The sequence below is a fragment of the Streptomyces sp. NPDC002671 genome, assembly GCF_053592475.1.
Map to the genome: position 1 here is coordinate 21,183 of NZ_JBSFVU010000055.1, position 6,539 is coordinate 27,721.

Sequence of the window (6,539 nt, forward strand, 5' to 3'; positions counted from 1 at the left end):
GGGGAAGCGCTCCGCTCCCGCGGCGCCGCCGGCGGCGGCACGATCGGCACATGGCCGTCCAAGGCCTGTCCGACGAGAAGATCGGTGGTCGCATCATGAGGGAATCCGTGCTGGAAGTGCCGGGCGCGCGACTGCGCTACGCCGTCCGCGGCGAGGGCCCCTTGCTCCTGCTCGTCGCCGGGGGCCACCACGGTCTCGACGCGAACGAACCGCTCGCGCGCCACCTCGCCGACCGGTACACCGTCCTCACCTACGACCGGCGCGGCCTGTCGGGGAGCACCACCGACGCCCCCGCGACGACACTCACCACCCACGCCGACGACGTCTCCCGCCTGCTGTGCGCCCTCACCCCGCAACCCGCACTCGTCTACGGCACCAGCATCGGCGCCCTGATCTCGCTGGAACTGACCCTCAGGCACCCCGGGCAGGTCGCGGCGCTCGTCGCGCACGAACCGCCCGTCACGCACCTGCTGCCCGAACCCGGGCGCGCCCTCGCCCTCGGGCAGTTGCTCACCGTCGAGGAGACCTTCAGGGCGCAGGGCGCGGCTCCCGCCATGCGCAGGTTCGCAGCCGACATCGACATCGACCCGAACGACTGCGAGCCGAACGTCCCGGCACGCGCTCCGGGGCCCGACCACCTGCGCAACGCGGAGGTCCTCCTCACGCACGACATGCCGGCCATCAGGGCGCACGTCCTCGACGTGGCCGCGCTCAAGGGCTCACCCGCCCGTATCGTGCCCGCCGCCGGTGAGAACTCGGGCCACGTCTGGCCGCACACGTGCGCCGCGATACTCGCCGGCGAACTGGGCACGCGCCTGGAGACGTTTCCCGGCGGCCACAACGGATACGTCTTCCGCCCGCGCGCAACCGCGGAACGGATCCGCGCGGTGCTCGGTTCCTGAGGCACGACGCGTCCCGGCGGCCGTACGTCGAAGCCGCCACCGAGGAGGACGTCCCCTGCGCAGCGTGACCTATTCGATGAGCGTTACGCTCGACGGCCACATCGCCGGCCCGGACGGCGACTTCCGCCGGACGGCGCCCGACGACGAGGTCTTCGGCTTCGTCACCGCCGAGTTCCGCAAGGCCGGCGGCCACCTGCCCGGGCGGCGGGCGGCCGTACGAGACGATGCTGTACTGGGAGACCGCCGACCGGGATCCGTCGCCCGACGACGCGATGCCGAGGCTTTCATTACGAAGGCACGGGCGTTTCGCGTCCGCGGTCGAGCCGGGCCATCAGCTCGCGGTCGGCGTGCGGGCAACGGCACGGGTCCGGATCGTGCGCGACCGCGTCACGGCACGGCCGGAAGCCGGAACGTGCATGCTCGCAGTGCTACTTCAAGGGGCGGCCTCCCTTGGCCGGCAGTCCGTCCGACTCAACCGCCTGGATGCCGCACTGCTCACCGAGGGCGACAACGACGACATCGACGTCGACGGGGTTCTCACACTGGCCACCATCGCCGACCGCGGCTCAGACCGACCCGGCATGACCAGGCTCCGCCGGTAATCCTTCACCCTCCCCGACCTGCCTCGGGGCGCGTGAGTCCGCAGTGCCGGTACTCGTGAACGTCCCCAGCCGGTGCCAGGGGCCACCATCCACCACGCCGCCGAACTTCCCCGGTAACCGGCCTTGTTTCAAAGGTGGTTGGGAAACCTCCGGACACTTCTGCCGGGCCATGAAGCCCGTGGGGCCTGCATGTCCCGGCGGTGGACAGGGCCAGCCGATTCCGGTGACCTGCAGGACCGTGGTCCAGTTGGTCCTGACAGCACTGCGGGCGACGGACAGGGTGACGGCGCCGGCACAAACAGCGTCCTTCAGCCTCGTCTCCACTCCGACCTTGGAGTGCGCGGTCGGGGAGCCGGAGTACGGCTCGGGCCACAGGTTGCCGGGATCGCGCGGCGCGCCGCCGAGTTCGAGGGGGACGAGGTGCTGTCCGGGGTTGTGATCTGCTGCCGCTGACGACGCCGACGGCTAACGACCTTGGGAGCGATATCAGCTCCCGGGTCTGCCTGGTGGTCTGGGCCCCTGCGCGATCAGGACGCCGCTGAGGAGGAGTGATGCCAGTCAGGCGGATCGCGGTCGCCGCTGTCTTGATCGGCGCGTCTTGGTCAGGGAGTGGACCGCAGCGGCGGTGCCTGCCACGTCATCCCCGGCGGCTGGAGTAGGGGCGAGGGCTCGGGGCCGGGGTCATCGCTGTCGACGACTCCGGCGGCCGTGTGGTCGAAGTCGGCGGGCCAGCGGGTGTGCTCGCTGGCCAGGGCGCCGGTCAGGCGTGCTTCGACAAGGTTGGCGGTGCTCAAGTCGGTGCCGCGCAGGTCGGCCATGCGGAGGTCGGCGCGGTGGAAGACCGCGCCGTGGGCGTCGGCCTTGCGCAGGTTTGCCTCGCGCAGGTCGGTCTCGGTGAAGTCGGCGTCACGCAAGTCGGTTTCGACTAGCTTCGCGGCCCGCAGGTCGGCCAGAATGCAGCGAGCCCGGCGGAGAATCGCAGTCGTGAGGTCGGCATGCCGCAGGTTGACCGAGACCAGGGACGCCTGGGTCAGATTGGCGTGGTACAGGCCCGCCGCCTCCATGCAGGCACGGTCGAAGTTGACCTCGGGGAACCACAGTCCGTCGCAGTCGGCCCGGCGCAAGTCGGTGATGCTGAGATTGACCCAGGACTGCTCCCTGTGCTGGCACAGCACGCCGAGCGCGGTCAGCGCCACCTGGGCGTCGGCGGCGCGAGTCTCCAAGGGGGCGATGTCGTTGATGGGCACGTCTGCCGCCGGTGATTCCGGCCCGGCGGGTGGCCAGGGCAGGTGTGTCCGCAGATACGCGGCCTGGATGGAGATGATGGCCTCCCGGTCGCGGGCGGACTGCTCCGCGATCCGCCACAGCGCGTGCAATCCGCCGATGCGCACATCCAGCTTGTCGCTGCCGAGCTGGTCGACGGCCCGGCTGAATCTGTCGGTGACATAGCCCTCCTGGGTGGCGCGCAAACCGTCCTGACTCACTCGCAGTTGCCGCCAGGTGGCGTACGCGCCGAAGAGCACGACCAGGCCGCCGACTACCTGTAGAAGCGTCGTACGGACATCGTTCACCGCCTTCAGCCGATCCTGCGCGGCAACGCTCGCCCCGGCGAGATCGTGGTCGACCACCACCCCCGGCAGTACGACGAACATCGTACCCAGAATGACCAGCCCCGCCCCGGCCAGCAGACCTGCGGCTACACGACGCCTGAGCAGCCCGTCGTGCCACGCCCGCCGCCCGCGGTCCGGTTCCCCCATCTCCATGGGCATGGGAGCCTAGGCGCCGCTTAGAGGACGATCAAGAGTGCTGCGCCACCGCCCCGTGACATGAGAACGGCCGTACGGGTTGGATGAGTTGTGAGGCTTACCTGGGCCCGTGCGGCCTGTTCCCAACCTGCCCTGTCCGGCATCTCGCGCGCACACTTCGGCGAGTTGCTCGAAGAACTCGCGCCCCGGTGGCAGGCCGCGCGGGAGTCGGCGCAACACGAGCGGCGTGGCGGAGACCGAAGGCGGGCGGCCGGCGCCGGGCCCAGGCAGCGCCTGGTCTTCGTCGACCGGCTCTTGGTCACGCTGGTCCACCTGCGGCTCGGGATCCCGCACGCCGCGCTGGCCGAGTTGTACGCAGTGGACCGCTCCACCGTCTCCGGAGCGATCCGCGAGGTCCGGCCACTGCTGGCGACCCGCGGCTTCGCCATCCCGGACCGGCCGGGGGTGCGGCTGCGGACGCTGGAGGACCTGTTCGCCTACGCTGGCGCGGAGGGCGTTGACCTGCGCATCGACGGCACCGAAGTGCAGGTCCGCCGCCCCCGCGCCCACCGCCCCGGCCGCAAGGCGTTCGTCTCCGGCAAGAAGAAACAGAACACCATCAAGACCACCACCTTCAGTGACCCACAGGGTCGCACCCTGTTCAGCGGCGTGATCCGGCCAGGCCGCATGCACGACCAGACCGCCGTGCGCACCGAGGGCATCGCCGAGCAGTTCCATCGGCACCCCAAGGTCAAGGCCGAGGTCGACGAGGGCTACCGAGGCCTGGCCAACGAGTTCCCCAGCCAGGTCAGCACCCCGCCGAAGAAGCCGAAGGACGACGCGCCGCTGGGCGAGCACCACGCCTGGCGCGAGCAGCGACGCCGCCAGTCCTCCGCGCGGATCTGCGTGGAGCACACCAACGCCGAGTACAAGCAGTGGCGGCCCCTGCAGCGGTTCACCGGCCGCCGCGAGACCTACGCCGAGACCCACCTCGCGATCGCCACCCTGGTCTCTGACCGCTCCGCCCGGCGGACAACCCGCCGCAAGGCGAGCACGGAACTGGTGCTCGCCCGTCAGGCCGCCTGCTGATCACCCACCAGCCAACCCGCCAGGCCAGCACGCCCCGAACTCAATCGCTCCCAAGGTTGTAACTCCGCAGCCGATTCACACTGATTTCGCTGCACTATCCGGTGTAGTTCGCCCATGACGGTGACGTCGCTGACGACCGGGATCCCGCACCTCAGGGAAGTGGCTACGGTCGGCGCCATGGCAGTCCGGCAGCGTGTTGCGATCGGCGACGAGGTGACCTACGTCGTCCCTGACCGGCAGTGGCGGGTCGTGGAACCCGTCGAGGCGTATTTGGAGTACCTACGGCAGGAGGACTACTCGCCGAACACCGTGCGACTCTACGCACACGGCCTCGCAGCCTGGTGGTCCATGATGGAGGACCAGGACCTGGACTGGCGCTGTGTCAGCGCGGACGACCCCGCTTCGTTCAAACGGCGTCTACGCAACCGCGGCTCGGACCCGACAGTCATCGCTCTGCGGCCGGAGAAACCCGCAGCTGCCAGCACCGTCGACGTCGGCCTGACCGCGGTACTGAGCTTCTACCGCTACCAGGCCATCACGACGGGGGTCCCGGCGGCTCGGCAGTTCTACGAGCACTGCGAGTGCCGATAAATCATCCGGCCTGCTCAGGCGGCATGTTGGTACTCGTGCAGGGTTCCGCCGAGCCGGTCTCGTCGGCGGACCTCAAGGTGCCGGATCGGCTCTGGCACGTTGATCGGTGCAGGCAATGGGCGCAGCGGCGCGGCTTGGCCCAGGGCTCGGTACGGTCGATGGCAGTTGTAGAAGGTCTCGAACTCGCGGAGCGCGTGCAGCAGGTGGCTCTGGTTCCAGATCAAGGTGCGGTCCAGCAGCTCGCGTCGGCACGTCTGTATCCAGCGCTCCATGAGGGAGTTCATCCGCGGTATCCGGATGCCGGTGGTGACGACCGTCAGCCCGGCGTCGGTCAGCAGGTCGTCGAAAGCGGCCGTGAACTTCGAGTCGCGGTCGCGGATCATGAACGTGGCCCTGCTGCCCGCGTCCTCGAGGTCCATGAGGAGATTGCGCCCGAGCTGCACGATCCACTTCGCCGTCGGGTGTGCGGTGGCGCCCAGGATCCGCACGCGCCGGGTGGCGTGCTCGATCACCGCGAAGACGTACAGGCGCGCCCCGGTCAGGGTGCGGACCTCGAACAGATCGCAGGCCAGCAGCGCTTCTGCCTGGCTGCGCAGGAAGTCGGCCCAGGTGGTGCTCTGCCGTTCGGGCGCGGGTGGAATGCCGTGTTCCTTGAGGATCTCCCAGACGGTGGAGGCGGCGACCTTGATGCCGAGTGCCGCGAGCTCTCCGTGGATCCGCCGGTAGCCCCACGAGGCATTCTCCCGCGCCAGACGCACGACCAGGGCCCGGATCGACCGGATGGTCGGCGGACGTCCGCGGCGCTTCGGCACGCAGGTCGCAGCGTGGCGCCGCTTGAGCAGGTCGCGATGCCAGCGCAGGAGCGTGCCCGGGCGGACCAGCAGCAGAAGGTGTCGCAGCTTGTCCATGGGGAGGTGGTGGAGCAGGCCGGCGAGGACAGCGCGGTCGGTGTCGGTGAACGTGGGCTTGCCGACCTGGCGCTGCAGGACCAGCAGCTGGTGCCGCAGCGCCAGGATCTCCACGTCCTTCTCTCTGTCGCTCATCGACAACAGGCGCAGGAACGCGAAGGTGTGGGTCACGGCGAGATACGCAAGGCGCAGCAGCACGAAGATCATGATGCCGTCGATGCCCTGCGCAGATGGAGACAACAGGGTGTAGGGAGGCGCGGCCGGAGATCGGCGATCAATCGCCGGACCTGGACGGATGATTTATCGGCACCCGCAGTGCTGCAGTTTGCGGGTGAAGCGGTGCATATGGGGATCCAGGAGCCCGGCCGGCTCATCGAGCACCTGTTCGTCGGTCAGCCACCGGATTGCGTTGAACTCCCCTCGATCGTAGGAGGTGATGGTGGGGGCGTCAGCGTTGAGGAGGTACCAGAGGGAGACGTCGGTGTGCGCGCTTTGCCCCCAGGTTCGGGTGACGGTCAGGAAGAGGGGACGCTCGCCGGTGATGGGTGATGCCACAGCCTTGATGCCCAGTTCCTCGCGGCATTCGCGGACCACCGCGGCCCACGGGTCCTCACCCGGCTCGACGTGTCCTCCGGCCGGCAGCCACAGGCCCGCCTTGCGGTGTGCGACGAGCAGCAGCTGCCCGCGCCTGTTGTCGAGGAC

Annotated in this window: 6 protein-coding genes and 1 pseudogene; 4 read left to right on the forward strand and 3 right to left on the reverse strand. The window is 69.5% G+C overall.

Features of this window, described 5'->3' with window-relative positions; all coding sequences use genetic code 11:
- Positions 1-50 precede the first annotated feature (50 nt).
- Complete coding sequence (locus ACWD35_RS40700) at positions 51-902, forward strand: alpha/beta fold hydrolase (RefSeq protein WP_451356388.1); 852 nt, start codon at positions 51-53, stop codon at positions 900-902.
- A 55-nt stretch (positions 903-957) separates the two neighbouring features.
- A pseudogene (locus tag ACWD35_RS40705) lies at positions 958-1,177 on the forward strand (dihydrofolate reductase family protein); the annotation flags it as partial.
- A gap of 929 nt (positions 1,178-2,106) precedes the next feature.
- Here ACWD35_RS40705 and ACWD35_RS40710 read toward each other — a convergent pair.
- Positions 2,107-3,261 carry a pentapeptide repeat-containing protein gene (locus ACWD35_RS40710; RefSeq protein WP_451356393.1) on the reverse strand — a complete coding sequence of 385 codons (1,155 nt, stop codon included), beginning with the start codon at positions 3,259-3,261 and terminating at the stop codon, positions 2,107-2,109.
- A 174-nt stretch (positions 3,262-3,435) separates the two neighbouring features.
- On the opposite strand from ACWD35_RS40710, the gene ACWD35_RS40715 reads away from it, so the two are divergent.
- Both ACWD35_RS40715 and ACWD35_RS40720 read left to right on the forward strand, forming a co-directional pair.
- Positions 3,436-4,338: a transposase family protein gene (locus ACWD35_RS40715; RefSeq protein ID WP_451356389.1), complete on the forward strand. Its 903-nt coding sequence runs from the start codon at positions 3,436-3,438 to the stop codon at positions 4,336-4,338.
- Between the two features lie 177 nt (positions 4,339-4,515).
- Positions 4,516-4,929 (forward strand): site-specific integrase, encoded by a 414-nt coding sequence (locus ACWD35_RS40720; RefSeq protein ID WP_451356390.1) that lies wholly within the window; start codon positions 4,516-4,518, stop codon positions 4,927-4,929.
- A 14-nt stretch (positions 4,930-4,943) separates the two neighbouring features.
- Here ACWD35_RS40720 and ACWD35_RS40725 read toward each other — a convergent pair whose 3' ends face one another.
- Both ACWD35_RS40725 and ACWD35_RS40730 read right to left on the reverse strand, forming a co-directional pair.
- Complete coding sequence (locus ACWD35_RS40725; RefSeq protein ID WP_451356394.1) at positions 4,944-6,035, reverse strand: integrase core domain-containing protein; 1,092 nt, start codon at positions 6,033-6,035, stop codon at positions 4,944-4,946.
- Positions 6,036-6,137: 102 nt separating this feature from the next.
- A partial coding sequence (locus tag ACWD35_RS40730; RefSeq protein ID WP_451356391.1) for an NUDIX domain-containing protein occupies positions 6,138-6,539 on the reverse strand: 402 nt, incomplete at its 5' end.

Excerpts from the sequence above, each read along its gene's own strand:
- ACWD35_RS40720 (WP_451356390.1), top strand. The coding sequence starts at position 4,516 with ATGGCAGTCCGGCAGCGTGTTGCGATCGGCGACGAGGTGACCTACGTC.
- ACWD35_RS40700 (WP_451356388.1), top strand. The coding sequence starts at position 51 with ATGGCCGTCCAAGGCCTGTCCGACGAGAAGATCGGTGGTCGCATCATG.
- ACWD35_RS40710 (WP_451356393.1), bottom strand. The coding sequence starts at position 3,261 with ATGGGGGAACCGGACCGCGGGCGGCGGGCGTGGCACGACGGGCTGCTC.